An 18,272-nucleotide genomic window follows, 5' to 3' on the forward strand; every position below is an offset into this window, starting at 1 on the left:
TCAGCAATCGGGGCTCGCAGCTGGCTTGCGCCAGCGCCGCCCCGACCGGGTCCGCATGGCGGCCCCTCAAAGGAAACGGGCGTTGCCCGCCACTTCCCTCCGGCGTTTCCCTTTCTGTTCCCTGCGTGGTCACGGGTTGTCCTTGCCGTGAAAGACACTGGCACGGACCGTGATTCAGGCAAGGGTAAAGGCTGCGCCTGCTGCCATCACCCGTTCGCACGCCTTCTCTTCGGTCAGTTGTTTGCGCTGCGGCCTCCGGCAGCCCCCTTGCATGAATCCCTGATGGTCCGGGCCGGTCATTTCATCACGGCAACGCCCTCCCGCGACGGTGATTCACCTTCGAAAGGAGAACGCCAGAAGACAGTCATTATTAAAACCATTCAGGAGAATTACCATGGCCCGTTTATCCTCTGCTTTCCGTTCTGCCAATGTTATTCGCAAAGAGCGCGCTCTGACTAATGACGAGTTAATACGCTATGTCCCGAGTGTGTTTTCAGAAGACAAACACGCGTCCCGCAGCGAGCGCTACACGTACATTCCGACCATCACTCTGCTGGACAATCTGCGCACGGAAGGTTTTCAGCCTTTTTTTGCCTGCCAGACCCACACACGCGATGAGGGAAAACGCGAACACACAAAACACATGCTTCGTCTGCGCCGTGAAGGGCAGATTGGCGGGCAGGAAGTGCCGGAAATTATTTTGCTCAACAGCCATGACGGGAGTAGCAGCTACCAGATGATCCCAGGGCTTTTCCGCTTCGTCTGTGCGAATGGCATGGTGTGTGGGCAGACGTTCGGTGAAATTCGTGTTCCGCACAAAGGTGACATTGTGAGTCAGGTTATCGAGGGCGCATATGAGGTGCTGGAAATATTCGACGGTATCACCGAATCGAGTGAAGAGATGAAAAGTATCCCGCTTAACAGAGATGAACAACGTATCTTTGCGGAGACAGTCCTCAGCTGGAAATATGACGAAAAAGGGGAGGGAAAACATATCCCACTGGAGCCAGAAGATGTGTTACGTGCTCGCCGCGAGGCGGATAAGCCAGGCGACCTGTGGACTACCTATCAGCGCGTTCAGGAAAATATGGTTAAGGGCGGGCTGTGGGCGTCATCGGCGAAAGGAAGATTACAGCGTACCCGTGCGGTCACGGGCATTGACGGGGATATCAAGCTGAACCGCGCGCTGTGGGAAATGGCGGAAAAAATGAAGAAAATTAAATCCTGATGTGTATCCGGCGGGGGAAAACCTCCGCCACCTTTACAGCCTTGTCGTTTCATACAGGTATTGAACCTGTAAGAAACGATCCCCCTTCCAGACCGAAAGAGAAATGCCACTTACGTGACTTTTCTCTTTCTCCCGTCCGCCCCTGAGTGGATCACCTGATTAGCTCACCGGATTCGATTCCGGTTCAGGTTTTTTGTTACTGCTATCAACCGTGCCTGCCGTTTTTTTACTTTTAACCGAACGTGGTGGCGATTTTTTTCGGGTATTAAGAATATCCCTGATGGCCTTAACGCTGGTTGGTATCCCGGCAGATTCGAGCGCACTTCGAATATCTTCCACGCTGTAACCTTTGTTATTCGCCAGCTCAATAATTTTTTCCTTCAATTGCTCCAGTACATCTGTTTTTGTGAGACGTATTGGTGTCAAATCTGGCAGATCATCCAGTGACGATTTAGCCAGCTCAACATCCTCGACGCTATACCATTTCTTCTCAGCCATTCTTCCATTTCCTGTGTTTATGTGCTCAATTCTAGGCTACGAGTATACCTCCCGAAATAACACAGTGCCAGAACCCGGCATTTCTGGCGTAAGCCAGTGACGGCGAAGCCGAAATAAAATATACTTCAGACAAAGAATCAGAATATGATGCTAAACGTGGGACAGGGTATGTTTTGTAGCACCGCCTGCACGCAGGCGGCCCCACAAAACGACCTGGTCAGGACTCTGTCCCGACACCCGGATTACGGTTCTCGCCTCAACTGGCGTGAAGGATTGAAGATGAGTAAGAGTGAAAAACGCCAGAGAACGGCGCTCTTGGGCAGCGTGCGGTGCTATCCGGAAGAGAAGGAACAAATCCAGGCCAGTGCGAAAGCTGCTGGTCTCTCGATAGGAGAGTTTCTCCGGCGTTCAGCCCTTGGTCGTCGCATTGTGGCCAAAGGTGACACCAGGCAGATGAATGAGATTCTGAAGTTGGGGGGCCTGCAAAAGCACCTCTACACCGAGATGCAAAAACTGGGAGTGATGACACCAGAACTCAGCAAGCAGTTTGCTGATACGCTGGCCTCACTTCAGAAAACGTTAATGAAATTTCGGGCCGAGAGCCTGAACAACACAGAGGATTAAGATGCTCGCAGTCGTGGCCGAAAGGCGTCGTGATGGTAAATCCAGCTTCGTGCAACTCGTCTCCTACACCATTCTGCGCGATGATGTTGAGATGAGCGAAACGCTGTCGCCGGAACGGCCCTTTGTTCGCAAGTCACGTTCGGAAGATAAAATTTTCAATGACCTGGTCGGGTATGCGACACGTAATGCGCTACCGGATTCTCAGGATGTTATCGCAACGTTCCCGGACGGGCGCCAGCAGGTGCGTTGCGATAATGTCATCTGCGAGACCAACTGTTTTTCCCTGGCTACAGCCTCCACGGAAATGGACATGGTTGGCGTGCAAAATACTCGCTGTAATGACCCTGTCTATCACGTCATCTTGTCGTGGCCTGAGACCGAACGACCGACGCCTGATCAGATTTTTGAATCCGCAAGGCATTGCCTTAACCGCCTTGGAATGGAAGGGCATCAGTATGTTTTTGCCATCCATGACGACACCGATAATCTTCACTGTCATATGACCGTCAACCGCGTTAATCCGGTGAGTTACAAAGCTGCGTCACTGTACAACGACCACTTCACCCTGGACCGATGCTGCCGAGAGATGGAACTGAAGTATGGCTGGAAGCATGACAACGGTCCTTACGTGGTTAACGACTCCGGGGCGATCGTTCGTCAGCGAAACTTTTATAAGTCTGCACCTGCAGCTGCGCGCCAACTGGAGCATTTTAGTGATAAGGAGAGCCTGTTTTCTTATGCCGTGGATACCTGCAGGGAGAAACTTGACTCGCTATTTCTGCAGGTAGAGTACTCCTGGGATGACGTGCATAACGTGCTGATTGCTGCCGGTATTGAGCTTCGACAGAAAGGCAAGGGGCTGGCGATTTATGATTTAGGTGATGATACTCAGCGACCGGTAAAGGCTAGCCGGCTGCACCCGGAACTGACGCTAGACTGCCAGCAGGAACTTATCGGAGCATTCACATCGGCTGCTGTAATCCGCGAAGTGGATCGTGATGGTAAAGATGTGTTGCAGAGTGCGGTAAATGTTAACTCCCAGTATGACAGTCTGCTTCACCGCCGCGATAAAGGGGCAAGGTCGGAACGTCGCGTTGAGCGGGCTATAGCCCGAGAGGATCTGATTGCTCGTTACAAAGCATACAAAACCAGTTTTGTTCGGCCTGTGATATCGGCTGACGATGTGCGTACCCGTTTCCGTGAAGTGTCGGCAAGTTACCGCATCCGTAAAAATAACGTTCGCCTGAATATGTCTGACCCGCTGCTGCGTAAGCTGATGTTCCGTGCACTGGAAGTGGAGAAGATGAAGGATATGGCAGCGCTGCGTTTGCAGATCCGCGATGAGAGGACGGCACTGAAAGAGCGTACGGATTCTCGCCCACTGTCCTATCGTGCATGGGTTGAGGTCCAGGCTACGCAACATGACGCTGCTGCTATCTCTCAGTTGCGCGGATGGGCGTACCGTGAGAAACGTAAGAACCGTACTGCCGCTATCTCAGGTAACGTTATTCTTCATGCTGTTGCAGACGATATTAAACCATCGCAGATCCGTGGCTATGATACGCACGTTAACCGTGACGGTGCCGTTGTGTATTCTTCGGCGGGTAAGCCTGTACTGCTTGATCGAGGGTTGTTTATTGAGGTTGCCGATGTACCGGCAGAGAAGGGTAAAAACCTGGCAATGGCGTTGCACATCACCGGGCAGAAGAGCGGGGAGAAAGTTGAGGTAAGGGGCGAGAAAGAATTTGTGCAGGGGACCATTCAGTACATTCCGCACTTCAATGCATCATCCGGTAAAATCGTACCTCTGACTCATCCTGTGCAGCGCCAACAAGCGGGTTACACTGGCATGAATCGTCAGGATCCGGATACAACGGTCAGTAAAAAAACTATGCAGCCTCAGAGCTTGCCCAAAGCCGACAGGCAACCCTGAAACTGGAGGATTAAATGGAATTATTTCACGGGTCGCGCGCACGATTCACCGAGTTTGATACCTCCTTTAAGGGCACAGGGGAAGCGGGTACAATCAATGCTATCTGGTTTACCAATAACTTTGCCGGAGCTCGTAATCATGCTCGTTACAAATGTCGTAACGAAGGCTCCCCACTTGTCTACCGATGTAAGCTATCGGAAAGGGCGTTGCTCGCTGATTTCAGCAAACCTCTCAGTGAACAGCCGCGAGTTGCGGAACTTTTGCATCGCCATCTCCCTGTCGGGATCAGTACGTCACTTTCGCAAGGAAGGGAATGGTATGGGTTAGCGCAACCTCATTACCAGAATTTCAAAGGTAAAATGCTCTACATTGGCAACAGAGGCGTTAATTCGGAAGAGAGCATCGAGCTGTTCAGAAGTTGCAGACTTCACGGCGTTTATGACTGGGAAGGTGCATGGACCGATTCTTATCTTCACGGACCCTCAATCATCATCTTCGATCTTTCTGTGCTGGATGGCCTCACATGCAGTGACGCCTGAAGCAGCAATCTCAAGTCCCTGTGTTATCTGGTCCCGGAAACAATAAAACCGCCACGAAGGCGGTTTTGTGATTGGCGCATTAGCTTATTTTTTTAAACGACTCTGTGGCCTTGGCCGCCGCTTTTCTCTCTCTTTGTGTTCGTGATAAATAAAATGAACCGAAACGGCTGCTATCAAAATTGTGAGAGACAAAAGGACGTTAATGTTAAACACCAGAAAGGGGTCATGGAAATCCATTATGTGGCCACATCGATAGTTTCACGTGCACTATTGATGGCTCTCAACACGTTAGTCACGGCACTTCCCCCAGGGGAAAATCCCGTAGTGATTTGTGCTTTAGAAGCTATGGTGGTCAGGGGTGCTAGTAAAATCATCAACAAAAGCGTCGGAAGTAAAGTTCTGATACCAATCATCATGATTTTGGTTCTCCGTGTACGGAGGGATCTCGTTCTGTGTGGTGTGGGGTGTCGGTATGACCGATTGTGCTGGCTGTTCTGCAACTGGTGAAGTGTCAGCGCCGGCGCTATTTTTGTGTGCTTCATCTATCCTTTTTTTCGATATGCGAATATTTTCCCTCTCTTTCAGCCACTGGTAACATCCCTGGGTTTTTTCCAGGGCGCTGATGGCCGTTTCAAACAGCAGAGCGCCGCGTTCTTCCGGGGTGTAAGTAACGTCATTGCGGTTATCGAGATCGGCGGCGATGGTGGTCAACGCCAGGAGGGTTTTGTCTGCAATACGAGCATTCAGGCGGCCGGACCATTCATCTGGTGCCCTAGTCCTGCAGATATCCAGTATATTATTCGCGCGTTCCTGGGAGACCGGGCGACGACGAGCCGCAGCGGGCACTTCACGACACAGATCGCTGAAGTCTGGACGTCGAATCGGGACGTACCGGTTAATTTTTACCTCCAGCTTTGATATTTTCTCGTCATCCGGGATGTAAATGGAGTTGCTGCGCACCTGCTGGTCTTCGAATACGATGATGCCTTCACCAGATTTCAGTGCCTTGAGCTCGGACAGCTGGATATTGTCCCGGTCGCGGAATTCCACGCGGTCAACCTCCTGATAGTTGCCCATTCCGGTACGGTCCATGGTTCTTTGCTCGGCGTACTGACCTGTACCGCCCACGGCACGTATCATCTTCAGGGTATCTTCCGTGTCCTCTGTTTTCATGAACTGTTTGGTGCCCAAGTTGGCGTTGACTGAGTGGACTTCTTTGCTGCGATTCATCATGGCCTGAATGTCCTGGCCAAGGATGATAAGCATGAACGCCAGGGAACGTAATTGCGCTGCCAACTTATCCATCCCAGGAGCAAAGTAGTAGCCCACCTCGTCGCACAAAAGCAAAAATGGAAACTTACTGGCGAATTTCTTCACTGTTAGCGTGTGTTCCGGGGATCCTTCAATTTTGTTACCCAAGTCTTTGGCGATGTTCATCCTGATGTCAGAGATGTAGAGCTTACCGAGGGTGGCGGCTTCGTTATCGGAGAGCTCGAGTGCGGGTATCAGGACAACCAGGGTACGGTCATTGTGCAGGATATCCTGCATATCGATATCGCCTCCGTTTTTGGGGAAAATATGGCCGTAGGTGTCGTTAAACATACTCAGCATGCGGGTGAACTGCTGGATAAGGTACCCGTGCTGGTCAAGAGCCCCTTGAGACCATTCTCCTGGGCGGTTGATGAGCTTCATATCAAAGCCGGCGAGGTTGGCCAGATAGTTCTCCATTGGCTTGAAGCCTTCTTCGTGCCAGCCTTCTTCCAGAGCTTCACGATACAGACCCACAAATTTCACCAGGGGGAGGTATGACTGGATAACAGCCTGGGTCAGCATGATATTATCCCGTGAGCGCTTGTAACATAACGCGTAGATCAGGGCATTCATCATGGCGCGAGCTTTATCTTTCCATCCCTCATCGCTGCCGTTCCCCGCCGGCAGTAATGACTCCATCAGTTGGATGATAAATGTCGGGCTACCATAGGCGAACGGGTTTGTGCTGTTTGACTGAGGGCGGGATTTATCCCCGATCATCAGTCTTTTGAAACGGTCATCATTACCGGTGATGAAGTTCAGAACATGCCAGTCGTCTTCCTGGCCAAAGCGTCTGGCCATCGACCAGGTGGCAACCGCCAGGTCAATCTGTGCCTTACCATCCGAGATACAGCAACCACGAGCCCAGCACAGTGTATTCAGGTAAAGAGAGTACAACGTTTCCGTCTTGCCCCCGCCGGTGGTTGCCATAATCTGCATATGACGCAGGCTATCAGATTTAGAAAGCCATAATTCTTTACCTCTGTGACTCCAGCGACCCGTACCAAGGCACAAAATACCTTCTGCTTTACTGCGCACAATTTTTGGCAAGTTGAGATTCAGCAGCGGGATATTCCAACTGAGTTCGCGATCGGTCGACAGGTCCAGGCCTCCCACATCCATTGGTATCCGGAGCGGTAGGCGAAAACGTTGATCACTAAAGGCAACCAGCATGGCAATGCTGACGGGCAGGGAGATCAGCAGGGTCGCCTGCCATTGCACGCCAGCAATCAGAGATATCACCAGTACCAACTGAACCGTAAACGGGGCGAGCATGAATCGCTCTGTCAGCCGCCCCTGTACCTGACGGCTTATCAGCTGGCTTTCAACCGGCCCATGGCGTCCTTTTAAATCCATCGATATCTCCTCATTGTGCGCTGTTCAGGAACACCTGCAGAGCGGTATCGCTGGTCATGGCCTGCAACGGGATCAGACGGCCGTCATCGCTGATAACCGTCGGTGTGCCCGGGAGTTTGTAAAGTTCAAACGCCAGGTCGTTACGGGCCAGGGCATTCTGGCCAGCTTCGCAGGCTGAAGGTTCAGATTTTGCTTTCTTAGCCGGGTTCAGCATGCCGGCGCCAACGTCAAACAGGTTGCGCCACATGCCGGCACGCTTTTCCGCTGGCGAGCACAACAGCGGCACGACACGTTCTGCGGTTCGTGCTTTACCAATCAGCGTGACCGGGAAAATTTCAACGTTGTACTGTTCTGACAGAGCCTGAACGGTAGGTTCGAAAATGCGGCAGTTCTCGCACTCAGGATCCGCGAAGACGAACAGGGTTCGCGGATGGCCAGAAGAAAGGCTAACGGTAAATTCCTTCTTGGCGGCACCATTTTTCAGACGGGTTGCTAACATCCTGCGGGCCTCAGCCGCATCTTCTGGCGAAAGTGTGCTGCGTTGTGTCGGTGGCGTTATCTCTGCAGTGGAGGGATTAACTGGCGCTGCGATCGGGGCCGGAGTTGGTAGCGGAGGCAGCGGTCGTGTATTTGTTGCTGATTTAATCATGGAAGACAATTCGGCAGCCGCTTGCGGGGTCAGTTCTGGGTGAGGGAGTGTGCTGAGCCATGAAGCCCACCCTACGGTAAATATCGACCCGGCAAGTATCGCGCCGGCTAATATCAGTAGGACAACGCCACGACGACGCAGGGGGGAGGACTGGGTTTCATTCATGGTCATGCGCTGTAGCGCGTCAGCCGTGATGTTCATGATGTTGCTGGCCAACTCAGGGTCATCGGTTGAAAACAATCTGGCAAATACGTTACAGGGCTGGCGCATCCAGATGGTGTACTGCCCATTATCTTGCTCCAATGTCAGCAGATAGCGATTGGGTGAAGGCCGATACAGGCTGAACAAGCTGTGACCATTAAGTCGTACCTGCAGGTGTTGGCCGTTAATTTCAATCGAGGTGTCGCAAGCTTTATGTTCTGACATGGAATTATCTCATTTTGGGGCGTAAGGAATTTACGTGGCGGTGGACATGTTGTTCAACTGACGGGGTCTGTGATGAAGGCTCATCACTGTCTTCGGCGTCATCATCGTCCTCTAGTTCATCGAGAGAAGGTCGAGCTGCCGTCGGGGTGTCATCAACAACGGCGCCAATATTTCTCAGGTCGTGTTCCAGCCCGTCGAGGGCCAGCGTCAAAATGGGTTTACTCAGTCGTACCCGATAGCGTGCAGCCAGCTTCTCCCAGTGGGAATGACTGACCACGGCGGCACCCTCAACGAACGGCCAGGGGCGACCGGTTGACGCCAAGGCATACCAGAGTGTTCTGTCCAGACCTTTCAGCCAGCGGTACCGCCGGATGGGAAGATGAAGGTCGTTATCATGCAGTGCGGCAATGGCTGTCCGGGCATAGCGATACTGTTTGATCCAGGTCTGCGCGGCCGGTGATGCGATGACTTTCCGGAAAGCTGGATTTGCGAGAGAAAGGTTGGGGTAGCCAATTTTATTGCGATACCTGCGGTCTGACTTGAGCGTTGAACGGTTCAGCACGTCAAGCAACTGCTCAGCCTCAGACCGTTTATCAAGGAAATGCTGTAGGCCAAAGATGGTGAACATGGCGCGCTCATGGTCATTAAACTGCTCAAAGGTGTTATCCGCATCAGCGAATGGAGTGCCTAGTTGAGCGGTAAAGAGTGCCTCTGCCAGGTCGCGGCGGAGCCGGTTGTTTACAACCAGCTTATGCTCGATGGCGAATTCGTCCGGTGACTGGGCGCTGCGATGCTCCTCAGGATCGACGTTCAGCAACTGGGTTTTTTTATCGCCATAGGTCAGGGCTGGAATAATCGCTGGAGAAAAACTCGACATGATGCGCGGTAGTGAATGGATGGATATATCGCGGCGGGTCCGGCTGGCTTGGTGGCGCCGAACGGCGGTGATGCCGACGATGGCCAACGGGATCAGGACGACCAGCAGAATGCCGGCGGTGACGTCCATCACAGCAAAGAATTCAGACCAGGTGACCGTCTCCGCGTTATTGTGAGTGGTGGCCAGCAGATTTATACGCCAGGTGGCATCAGCATGGAATCGGGGAAAGTCTGCCAGACTCCACATCCAGTAGAGCAGGGTTGTGATGTATTCAATGGTGATTTGCCGAAAGAAAAGGGCTGCTATGATCAGCGTGACAATCAGGCCGATAGCAGCCATTGTCCAGTCATTGCCTGAATGGACATCGTTGCGAATGGGTTGCGCCATGGGAAGCCTTTGGTACTTTGCAGAAGCAAAAGAAGAGGCACCCTGAAAAGGGTGCCCCGACGTCATAAGGTTGAGTTACAGCAGGATGAAATTAGTTGGGAGGTAGGATCAGGTTAAGACCATGTTCATCGGCAATGCGTTTAGCCTGGTGCTCTACATAACCGGGAACGTTGTTCTCATAAGTCCAGTCCTGGTTGCGCATGGCGTTGATTTTCTCATACAACTCGCTTGCTTTACCGGTCGAGATGCTAATAGATGGAAGCTCAGGTTTGCCTGTGTAGATCGTGAGTGTTTTGCCTTCCACCTCAATTGACTTCCAGTCGTGCATGCCAAATCCCATAACACGAACATCTTTAGGCACGAAAAAGTTAAAGATGGTGGTGTCTGGGTGATTAATATACAACATCGTTCCATTTTTAGTATCGAGAGCCAGATAACTTAAACCGGTCCAACTTTTAGCTGTGTTGGATGGAGTTGCCTCGTTGAAATGTTTTTCACTAAAGTAAGAGGTAAACGCCTTGATGTTTTTTTTCTGTCTAGAAATTGTTGTCAGTATAAACGTGGCAATTAAGGCTAAAGAAACCCAAATGAAAATACTAAGTGTAATGTCAGGCTGCTGGAAGCCATAGAACTTGGCATAGGTATATATAAAAGCAGCCAGGGCAATGTGAATTGGAAGGCCGAATATAAAATACATCCCTGAAAGCGTACCCACAAAAGCTACTGGCCACTTCTTTGAATATGTATCTACATGTTTAACCGTCATATGAATCATCCTGATATTTTATTTGAGTCGTTTGTTGGCTTGGTTGTAAACTTCGCTATGTTCACGTTTTCCAACAGCAACGACGGCAATAATTAACTCATCATTAATGACCTGATAAACCAGCCTGAAGCCGGATGCGCGGAGTTTAATCTTGTAGCAATCCGGCATGCCCCTCAGCTTAGCTGAGGGTATGTGCGGGTTCTCAGTACATTTCTTTAGTTTTTTAGCAAACTGCTGCTGAATGGAACGGTCGAGACTATTCCATTCCTTAAGCGCATCAGTTCTGAACTTGACTTTGTAGGTCATACATAGCGGTCCAGATTGACATCATGCAGTGTCTGCTCCGAACGCTCCTTGACCAGGTTTGCCAGCTCCTGATCATCAATATACTCTAGCATCTGTTCGTACAGTGCCGCAGGGATACAGTAGAACGCAGGCTGATTGCGGTTCAAAATGGCGACCGGATACCCCTCTCCAGAGTTGACTGTGGCCATTGGATTCGTTTTCAGCTCGGTGATGCTGGCAGTCATGGTGCTATGAATGATGTTAGGCATGTAGCTTCCCCCGTAAAAACTGTTTTATAGGTTATAATTTACCACTTTAAAACCCATTAACAAGTCTTTTGTACGGTTATTGCCCGGTTTTCCTCGGGCAACAGGGTTATTTGAAACCGTCAGAATTGCCCCCAGGTTTGTTCTGATCCATCCGTTTAATGCCCGGCGCATGGCCAGCTTTACTGCCAAATCCAGCAAACATGTTACGTGCCGACTCAACAGCACCCTTCATCATCTGTGCCGCCTCGCGTCCGCCCAACCACGCGATGACATAATCTGGCAGGTATACTTGTAAACTGAACGCAGAAGAGACTAAGGTGGTACAAATTCGTGCGTAAATCATCAGTATACCTATGATACTGGTTAGCCCGGTGATGGAGTCTGCCTGAATATTAGCCATCGCAGGCAAGATTAATATATTGAGCAATGTCCCAATAGCAACCACAACCAAGCTGGCAAAGAAAAAGCCAAAGACCATCAATGATGGGCGAATAGCTGCATCAATCAGGAATATATAACCATAATTAGCACGACTACCTTTGTCTTCCTCCGTACCTATATGTGTTGCGGACCATAATGTTCCAGCTGTCGTACCAATAAGAACGCTTCCTAGCCATGATGTACAAGAAGTAATCCAGTAAATCAAAGGTATGAATGGAAGAAATATCGACAGGGAAAATCCGATGCTCAGTAGTATAAGCAGGATGAAGTAGACAATTGGGGCGATAGAGCCAATAACACTTTTTGCTAAATAGCCGGCACCTGATACAGCATTGACTACTTTTCCCACCCCGGTTCCATTCCCCCAGTCAACTAGCCCCTTTGCAATGGTAAATGCAGCGAAAGTCGATTGAGCCGCACCTAAGGTGTAATCGCCGATAGACTTCATTTTTAGAAGCGGGTTAACTTGACTGGAATTATTGGAGTTTTCACCATCCATAACTGAGTGAACAATGAAATTTGCAAACTTTATCCCGTAAGAGTTATTCAGTATTTTCAGCAACGTTGAGTTAGCCGATTGCCCATCATCAATGTTGTCGTTGCCAGGCATGTTTGCTGAACCCAGTGGTGGAGTAAACGTTGAGTTTTTTTTCTGAGCCAATAGGGCTGTCTTAATTTCCTCCTGCAGTCGTCCAACGCCAACTTCACCAACACTGGAAGATCCCGTGACTATAGGACTCTGATTAGCCACACTATTTACTTTTTGGTTCGCGGTGGCAAACGACTGGTACCAGGCACCTAATGAGATCCAGCCGCTCTGTTTGAGATAGGTTGCTAATTCTCCCCGGATAGCCCCTTCATTGTTGACTGCAGAGGTTGCCGCGTTGATGGTGTCCTCGTATTGTCTAGCTGCCTGCTGGATTTGTGACTCGACGTCTGGAAGTTGGGACTGCCCACCATCCTGGTAGTTGAGCCAGGCGCTAACAAAGTTATCTGCACTGTTCGATAATGAGCTGTTAATCGTAGTAAATGCGGTGTTTTGTGCATTCTCCAGAGGTCCAGAGTTGATAGGAACGCTGAACGAGAACCAGGAGGTATTGTCTGTGGTCTCCGGGAGCCTGGCGCTGCCGCAGATAGCGCTGCCGTTCGTTACCCGGACTTCTCTATTGTCAGTTGAACGCTGTACCGACATGGGAGGGGTACCGCTGCTACCGTTCTGATGCATTTGCGACTGTTCAGTGTTCAGCGCGGCCTTGCAGAGATACATATCGAAAATACCGCGGGCCGCTGAGATAGTTTCGCCAGCGACCGGCTGCATAATCATTGACTGTCCTTCCATCACGGAGTCTGCAGCTTTATCAACCAGAAGGTTGGCACTGCCAATGCCCATGATGGAAGACATCCAGAGAAATGCCAGGTTGGCGATAGACCATCCGGAAGGCGTTGGAACCATGGCCATGAACCCGGCCAGAGAGGAAACGGGTGCCATCATCGTGGTGCCCCGGCCGAAAACCTTACCCCGGTTCCCAGTTAGTACGGTTGCCCGTAGCGTGACGCCCATAAACCAGATAAACGCGAGTCCAGCAATGATGCCATTGAACACACCATACAACTGGCCGATAAAGCTTACGTTCGCGGGCTGCAGCGGGTTATTTACCACATCACCGAAGACCATGATCAGCAGTTGACGGGACAGGTCGGTGTTACGGGTTGCCGCAGAGTTTATCGTGTCAAAATTGATGTTATCAGCGAATGCCGGCAGCACCAGGCAGGCCAGCGCAAAGGCTGACGCCAGAAGAAGGTATCTTTTCATGGAGAGTTTTCCGTAGTACGGCTGAAGCGGCTCCCGGACGGGAGTCATCGAAGGGTGAAGCGACCTCTCAGCGCAGTTGCCAGCTGAAAATATCCCGTAGCCAGTGACCGGCAGCCTTCCATTCAGCAAACGTCCCGAGGTAGCGGGCCTGCAACTGCCACAGGTGGTACTGACTATTCAAGGCGCGCGCAAACATCAGCCCGGCAAATCCGACCAGCATGAATGCCATGCTCATGACTCGGACTATCAGGGTACCCGAGACAGGACCCTCAACCATCAGCGTTGCGAATGGCAGTAACACGATGAAGATCACCGCTACACCAAAGAGCATCAACCAGATCCGTTTGGTGCTGAGATAACGTCGTATCAGTGTCTCGTGACTCATACCACTGATTCTGATTGCCTCATCAAAGGACAGTATTTCATTAGAAGCCGTTTGTTTTTCCTGCTTCAGGCGGCGGGCCTGCTCTGCCAGTTTACTTCCTGAATATTTCATGGTCCGCAAGATACGGGCCGTTTCTGACAGGGGAAGCAACACATTGGCGGCATACCAGGTGACTTTATAGATCTTTTTCATCAGCGAGTGGCTCCGGCTGCTGCCTGCTGCAGTTTCTGCGCGAGACGGGGTTCATAGTACTGGGCGCTACTGAGGCTCAATTGCTGGCCAGACAAAATGGCATTCTCCTGCAACTGCTGTTTGATACCCAACAACAGGGCATTTTGTAGACTCTGTACACGAATGGATTCGCGCATCAGGTTGTCGCCATCCATCTCCTGTAGGTCGGTCAGATAGTCGGTATTGGCATATCGTCGATTGACTTCAAACGATTCGAATTCACGCAGGGACATCGTGCCGGTGCGTTTAGCCTCTGCAGACACGTTCTGGTCATACCATGCTTTACTGGACGGGGTTTGCAGGGTTTCGGCCAGCACGTCTTTAGTGGCTTCGTTGGGCTGGCTGGCTGCGACCATGGCCAGTTGAGGCTGTTCAGCTGCACTCTGAATGGCGTCATGTTCGGTCATCATGCCAATGTATTGAAGGCCACTGTCGGTCTTCACTTCCCCTTTTTTCAGGGCACGACCCACGCTGCGACGTGATGAGTTTTTCAGGTACATCATGGCAGCATCCGTCTGCTCCTGGGTGAATGTCAGGTCCGGAACCTTATCTTCAGCGCCGGCGCCGCCCAACAGTGAGCGGATCTGTTTATCGCCCCCTGGCAAATCAGAGACGCCATTACACATACTCCCCCAAGCATCGGCATCTTCTTGTGTGCAGTATTTTCGGTGTATGTCTGCCGTGGTGAACTGATCTTTTTCCGGGGCATCAGGTTTTGACGACAACGCTTTTTTAATGGAGCTGTTGCTGACGCCACCGCCCCTGGAGAGGCTGGCCTGTTTGGCACCTGCCTGACGGGCTATCTGTGAAGCTTGCCCGGAGGCAGATTCACTGCAGATGGTTTCCGGTACCGTGTAGTTGCGGCGCGCCGTCTCCAGATTTTGCGCCTGCTGCGCATACGTGGTGTATTGCTGCATGTTCTCCGTGGACTGCTGGATCATAGCGGCAATCTTGTCGTTGCCGGAGCTGATAGCCCCGCCAATTTGTTGCCCTGTCGAGAGAATACTGCCCAGGATGGCATTGGCCGTGCTCAACTGCGGTACGACCTCTGTAGTGATAGGAATACTGCTGTTAACATTCACTGTATAGGCTGAGGCCTGAAAGGCAGACAGCACCAGGCCGCCAATACAGGCGGTAAGGACAGATTTTCTCATGGGGAATTCCTGGGTCAGATTTGCAGGCCGCGTTCGGCAATGAGTTCGCTGGCCAGACGGTTGATGACGTTGCTGTGATCTGTTTCTTTTGCTTCTTTCTGGCGAAGATCAATCAGCCTTTCCGCGCTGCCGGTTGGGAAGGCCGCAGCCAGAATGCTGCGGGCGGTAGTCCCGTCGAGTCGGTCATACAGCTGATCGCGCAGTTGTGCATCTTTCGGGGTGGAGTTCAGCGCCCACAGCTCCTTTGGTCCGAGGGTGTTTTTCAGGATTTGTACCACCCGGCCAGTCTTCAGGCGGAAGCATGCTAGAAAGTGGGTCCCGCTACCGTCGGGAGAGGCCCCGGAGCCGATATGGCGGAAGGCCTGGGCCGTGTGCGCGGGCACGCCAAAGTGTTCCGTCAGAAGCGGTAAGTCTTCGTGGCTGATCTGCATCAGATACATACTGTTAGCGGACTTCAGGATCTCTTGCGGGAAGTGATTTAAGTACTGTGAGCTGAGTACGGTGCGGATAAAGAACTTACGGTTTTCAAGATCCTGAGTGACCAGCTTGTTCATGATGAAAGGGATGTCTTTCGCATTATGGAGCTCATCATAGATTTTGGTTTTTACCTCCTGCGCCAACTGTGTCAGGCGTTCGTGATGGAAAGGACGGTACATCTCAGGCAAATGCTCCATCAACTCATTACGGTACTGTGGGAGTTCGTAATGACCGGCGGCCAACTGACCCGCGTACAGGTACATTAGGCCAGTTTTCACCTGACCTGAACGGGTTTTTCCGCCGACAACGTTGTTCAGGTCAATGGCAATTACCCGGGTATCCGAATTGAGTTCGAAAACCGTCCGGCTGGCCAGCATTTTGTAAGTACCCAGGGCATCAGACAGGCAGCGACCGATATAGGACAGAAGTGTTTCACCACTGCCGTCGCGGGTGATGGAATCGAACTGCATGCGCACATCTGCATCATTGAGGTAAACCTGCAGATCGCTCAGTTCCGGCATTGCCTGGTAATGTGCCCGGGTGGCCGCTTTTATCTCGCCCTTGGCGAACAGCATGTCCCGGACCTCATACCACGTGGCTTTTTTCCACCAATGCTCATCAAATTTATGATTTAGACCTGTTTTTTCCAGTGCGGCATCAACGTCAGGTTCAAGTGTTGGCGCGTAGCGGATGGGGTCCTTATCCGCATTGTTCTCATATGCGGTATCGATGATTTTGCTCAGGATCTGCCGACAGTCCTGGGCGTTTGGGGGAATGCCGGATTCCGGATTCACACAGAGTGTTTCGCAGATATTAACCAGATATTCCTTCTCTGGAGACAGTGGGTATTTCATCCCCAACTGAACGTCGAAAGGGTTTTTGCAGTGATTACGGCTGTTTTCCAACACTAGGCCAACTGCCTCATGTTTACGTTCTGGTGGCAGAGCGTCCTGGATAAGCCGGATTACCCCCAGTGCGGAAAACCCCTTGTCCACGTAGGACAAGAACGGAAGGCTGTTCTGGCCGGAAAACAGGATCGCCTCGCTGAGTGCGCCAAGCGCGACCGATTTACCGGTACCCGGTTCACCAGCAACGATTTCGGTGAATTTTGTCTGCAGCGTACTGGCCAGTTTCACAGGGAAAATTTTGCCGTCCGGTGTGGAAAACACGATGCTGGCATCATCCGCCCAGGGCGTATTAGGACGCTGCAGGGGCAGCAGGGCGAGCGCCGCAGATAACGGTGGGAACATCATCGACGGAATACTGAGGGCGTTGGCGCCAGCCAGAGTGGCCACCCAGGCACCCAATGGGTCACCGAATGTACTGGTAACCTCACAGACTCCCCAGGACTGAAGACCTTTCTGTAGCAACGTACGGTTTCGTTTGGTCGTTTCCTTTGTCCGTCCCCATGTGCTGGCACAGATGGTCATGGCACAGACCGGATCGCTTTTACTGGCCTCCTCAAGCCATTGAACGGAGTTATATACCGGACGGAGCGGAGGAAGCAGTGCGGCCATACTCAGGACGACTTTTTTCCCTCCCAGGATTTTCAGACCGTTTGGCATCAGGTCCATCCGGATGCGCCAAGGGAGGTGACGACTCATTTTACTGAACAGCTCGCTGAAGGTTTCGGGATGCTGTGGCCCCAAAGACAGCGCCAGGGTTGCGTGCCAGTATCCATCGAGACGTACGAAGTTACCCTCCACTTTTGGCTCACTGTTGAAGAGTTGGTAGCGAAGGTGCGGTGCCAGGAGCGTGGAGTGGTCATCTCCCTTTGGCACGCCATGTGGCCAGGTGACATCACCAGGCAAGAAAGGGCGCCAGTCAGGGGAGGTACTTTCACGCTCTACCTCTTCACGGAGATCCAGCCCGAATTCGCGGGCATCCATCAGGCGAATACGTGTCCCGAAGTCACCCTGACAAAACTGGTTTTCCAGCGTGGTGACGAAGGTATCGTGACGGATCTTCAGGCCTTCCAGTTCGTGGAACAGTGGGTTCTGGCCGTATCGTGCGCCTGGGGCAGACTTCATTACGGCTTCACGCCGCTTTTCTTCATCACGGATTTCGGAGGAAGAGATAGCTTCACGCGCGGTATATACCACCAAGAAAGCGCGCTCACGGGCGACAAAGGGCGCCATTTTTTCAATGCGCTCGTCAAGGATATCCGACAGGTCGAGGCCCATACGTTTAAGCCCTCGGTACTGGTGCGACAGCAGTTTACGCAGCTCTTCCTCGGCTTTATCTGGATCACGCTCAAAGACGAAACTGAGTTTATGGCCAACGTCCTGAAATTCGCTGGTCAGCAGCGTATGCAGCCGCTGGACGTAGTTACTGAACAGGGCCTTGTCACGACGTTCTTCCTCGGTGATGGCCTGTTGTTCGTTGAACAGGCAGTAAGTTCCTTCAACTTCGAATACGCTGGCATAATGCCCTTCTTCGGTGACAAAAATATACGGTGAGGCCATTCTAGGGCGACGCTTTATGTCGTCCTCAGTGAGGCCAATGACCGTCTGCAGATCGCAGTAGCGGGTAAAGTCATGCCCCAGTGCATAGCGGGAAGCATAAGCCAGCGCTTCTTCCACCCCTTTCATCGCGGACACTAACGGGTTCTTCATGAATGTTT

The 18,272-nt window shown here is 51.7% G+C and carries 15 protein-coding genes; 4 read left to right on the plus strand and 11 right to left on the minus strand.

What is annotated here, in order from left to right; all coding sequences use genetic code 11:
• Positions 1-394 precede the first annotated feature (394 nt).
• Positions 395-1,228 (plus strand): DUF932 domain-containing protein, encoded by an 834-nt coding sequence (locus tag KGP26_RS29485; RefSeq protein ID WP_223665770.1) that lies wholly within the window; start codon positions 395-397, stop codon positions 1,226-1,228.
• A 159-nt stretch (positions 1,229-1,387) separates the two neighbouring features.
• Here KGP26_RS29485 and KGP26_RS29490 read toward each other — a convergent pair whose 3' ends face one another.
• Positions 1,388-1,726: a molybdopterin-guanine dinucleotide biosynthesis protein MobC gene (locus KGP26_RS29490; RefSeq protein ID WP_223665771.1), complete on the minus strand. Its 339-nt coding sequence runs from the start codon at positions 1,724-1,726 to the stop codon at positions 1,388-1,390.
• Between the two features lie 279 nt (positions 1,727-2,005).
• Between KGP26_RS29490 and mobA the strand changes: the two genes are divergently transcribed.
• From mobA to KGP26_RS29505, 3 genes are read left to right on the plus strand one after another with little or no spacing between them, the layout of a single operon-like run.
• Positions 2,006-2,350, plus strand: a complete 345-nt coding sequence (gene mobA, locus KGP26_RS29495; RefSeq protein ID WP_059202209.1) for a plasmid mobilization protein MobA — start codon at positions 2,006-2,008, stop codon at positions 2,348-2,350.
• A gap of 1 nt (position 2,351) precedes the next feature.
• Positions 2,352-4,283: a TraI/MobA(P) family conjugative relaxase gene (gene traI / locus KGP26_RS29500; RefSeq protein ID WP_223665772.1), complete on the plus strand. Its 1,932-nt coding sequence runs from the start codon at positions 2,352-2,354 to the stop codon at positions 4,281-4,283.
• Positions 4,284-4,297: 14 nt separating this feature from the next.
• Positions 4,298-4,822: a hypothetical protein gene (locus KGP26_RS29505; RefSeq protein ID WP_223665706.1), complete on the plus strand. Its 525-nt coding sequence runs from the start codon at positions 4,298-4,300 to the stop codon at positions 4,820-4,822.
• A 336-nt stretch (positions 4,823-5,158) separates the two neighbouring features.
• Here the strand turns inward: KGP26_RS29505 and trbC are convergent, their stop codons facing one another.
• The 10 genes from trbC to KGP26_RS29555 form a co-directional block, all read right to left on the minus strand.
• Positions 5,159-7,489: an F-type conjugative transfer protein TrbC gene (gene trbC / locus KGP26_RS29510; RefSeq protein WP_223665707.1), complete on the minus strand. Its 2,331-nt coding sequence runs from the start codon at positions 7,487-7,489 to the stop codon at positions 5,159-5,161.
• Positions 7,490-7,499: 10 nt separating this feature from the next.
• Positions 7,500-8,564 carry a thioredoxin fold domain-containing protein gene (locus KGP26_RS29515; protein ID WP_223665708.1) on the minus strand — a complete coding sequence of 355 codons (1,065 nt, stop codon included), beginning with the start codon at positions 8,562-8,564 and terminating at the stop codon, positions 7,500-7,502.
• Positions 8,565-8,568: 4 nt separating this feature from the next.
• Positions 8,569-9,828: a conjugal transfer protein TrbA gene (locus KGP26_RS29520; RefSeq protein ID WP_223665709.1), complete on the minus strand. Its 1,260-nt coding sequence runs from the start codon at positions 9,826-9,828 to the stop codon at positions 8,569-8,571.
• Between the two features lie 91 nt (positions 9,829-9,919).
• Complete coding sequence (gene excA, locus KGP26_RS29525) at positions 9,920-10,594, minus strand: plasmid IncI1-type surface exclusion protein ExcA (RefSeq protein WP_223665710.1); 675 nt, start codon at positions 10,592-10,594, stop codon at positions 9,920-9,922.
• Positions 10,595-10,612: 18 nt separating this feature from the next.
• The gene (locus tag KGP26_RS29530; RefSeq protein ID WP_223665711.1) at positions 10,613-10,900 is read right to left on the minus strand and encodes a type II toxin-antitoxin system RelE/ParE family toxin; all 288 of its coding nucleotides are present in this window, start codon (positions 10,898-10,900) and stop codon (positions 10,613-10,615) included.
• Positions 10,897-11,148 carry a type II toxin-antitoxin system Phd/YefM family antitoxin gene (locus KGP26_RS29535; protein WP_074032216.1) on the minus strand — a complete coding sequence of 84 codons (252 nt, stop codon included), beginning with the start codon at positions 11,146-11,148 and terminating at the stop codon, positions 10,897-10,899. The genes KGP26_RS29530 and KGP26_RS29535 overlap by 4 nt, the downstream gene beginning before the upstream one ends.
• A gap of 106 nt (positions 11,149-11,254) precedes the next feature.
• The gene (locus tag KGP26_RS29540) at positions 11,255-13,402 is read right to left on the minus strand and encodes a DotA/TraY family protein (RefSeq protein WP_223665712.1); all 2,148 of its coding nucleotides are present in this window, start codon (positions 13,400-13,402) and stop codon (positions 11,255-11,257) included.
• Positions 13,403-13,469: 67 nt separating this feature from the next.
• Complete coding sequence (gene traX / locus KGP26_RS29545) at positions 13,470-13,979, minus strand: conjugal transfer protein TraX (RefSeq protein WP_202811395.1); 510 nt, start codon at positions 13,977-13,979, stop codon at positions 13,470-13,472.
• Positions 13,979-15,172 carry a conjugal transfer protein TraW gene (gene traW, locus KGP26_RS29550; protein WP_223665713.1) on the minus strand — a complete coding sequence of 398 codons (1,194 nt, stop codon included), beginning with the start codon at positions 15,170-15,172 and terminating at the stop codon, positions 13,979-13,981. Before traW ends, traX begins: the two co-directional genes overlap by 1 nt.
• 14 nt (positions 15,173-15,186) lie before the next feature.
• The gene (locus KGP26_RS29555) at positions 15,187-18,264 is read right to left on the minus strand and encodes an ATP-binding protein (protein WP_223665714.1); all 3,078 of its coding nucleotides are present in this window, start codon (positions 18,262-18,264) and stop codon (positions 15,187-15,189) included.
• Between the last annotated feature and the right edge of the window lie 8 nt (positions 18,265-18,272).

This window comes from Serratia sp. JSRIV002 (assembly GCF_019968725.1).
Taxonomy (GTDB): domain Bacteria; phylum Pseudomonadota; class Gammaproteobacteria; order Enterobacterales; family Enterobacteriaceae; genus Chania; species Chania fonticola_B.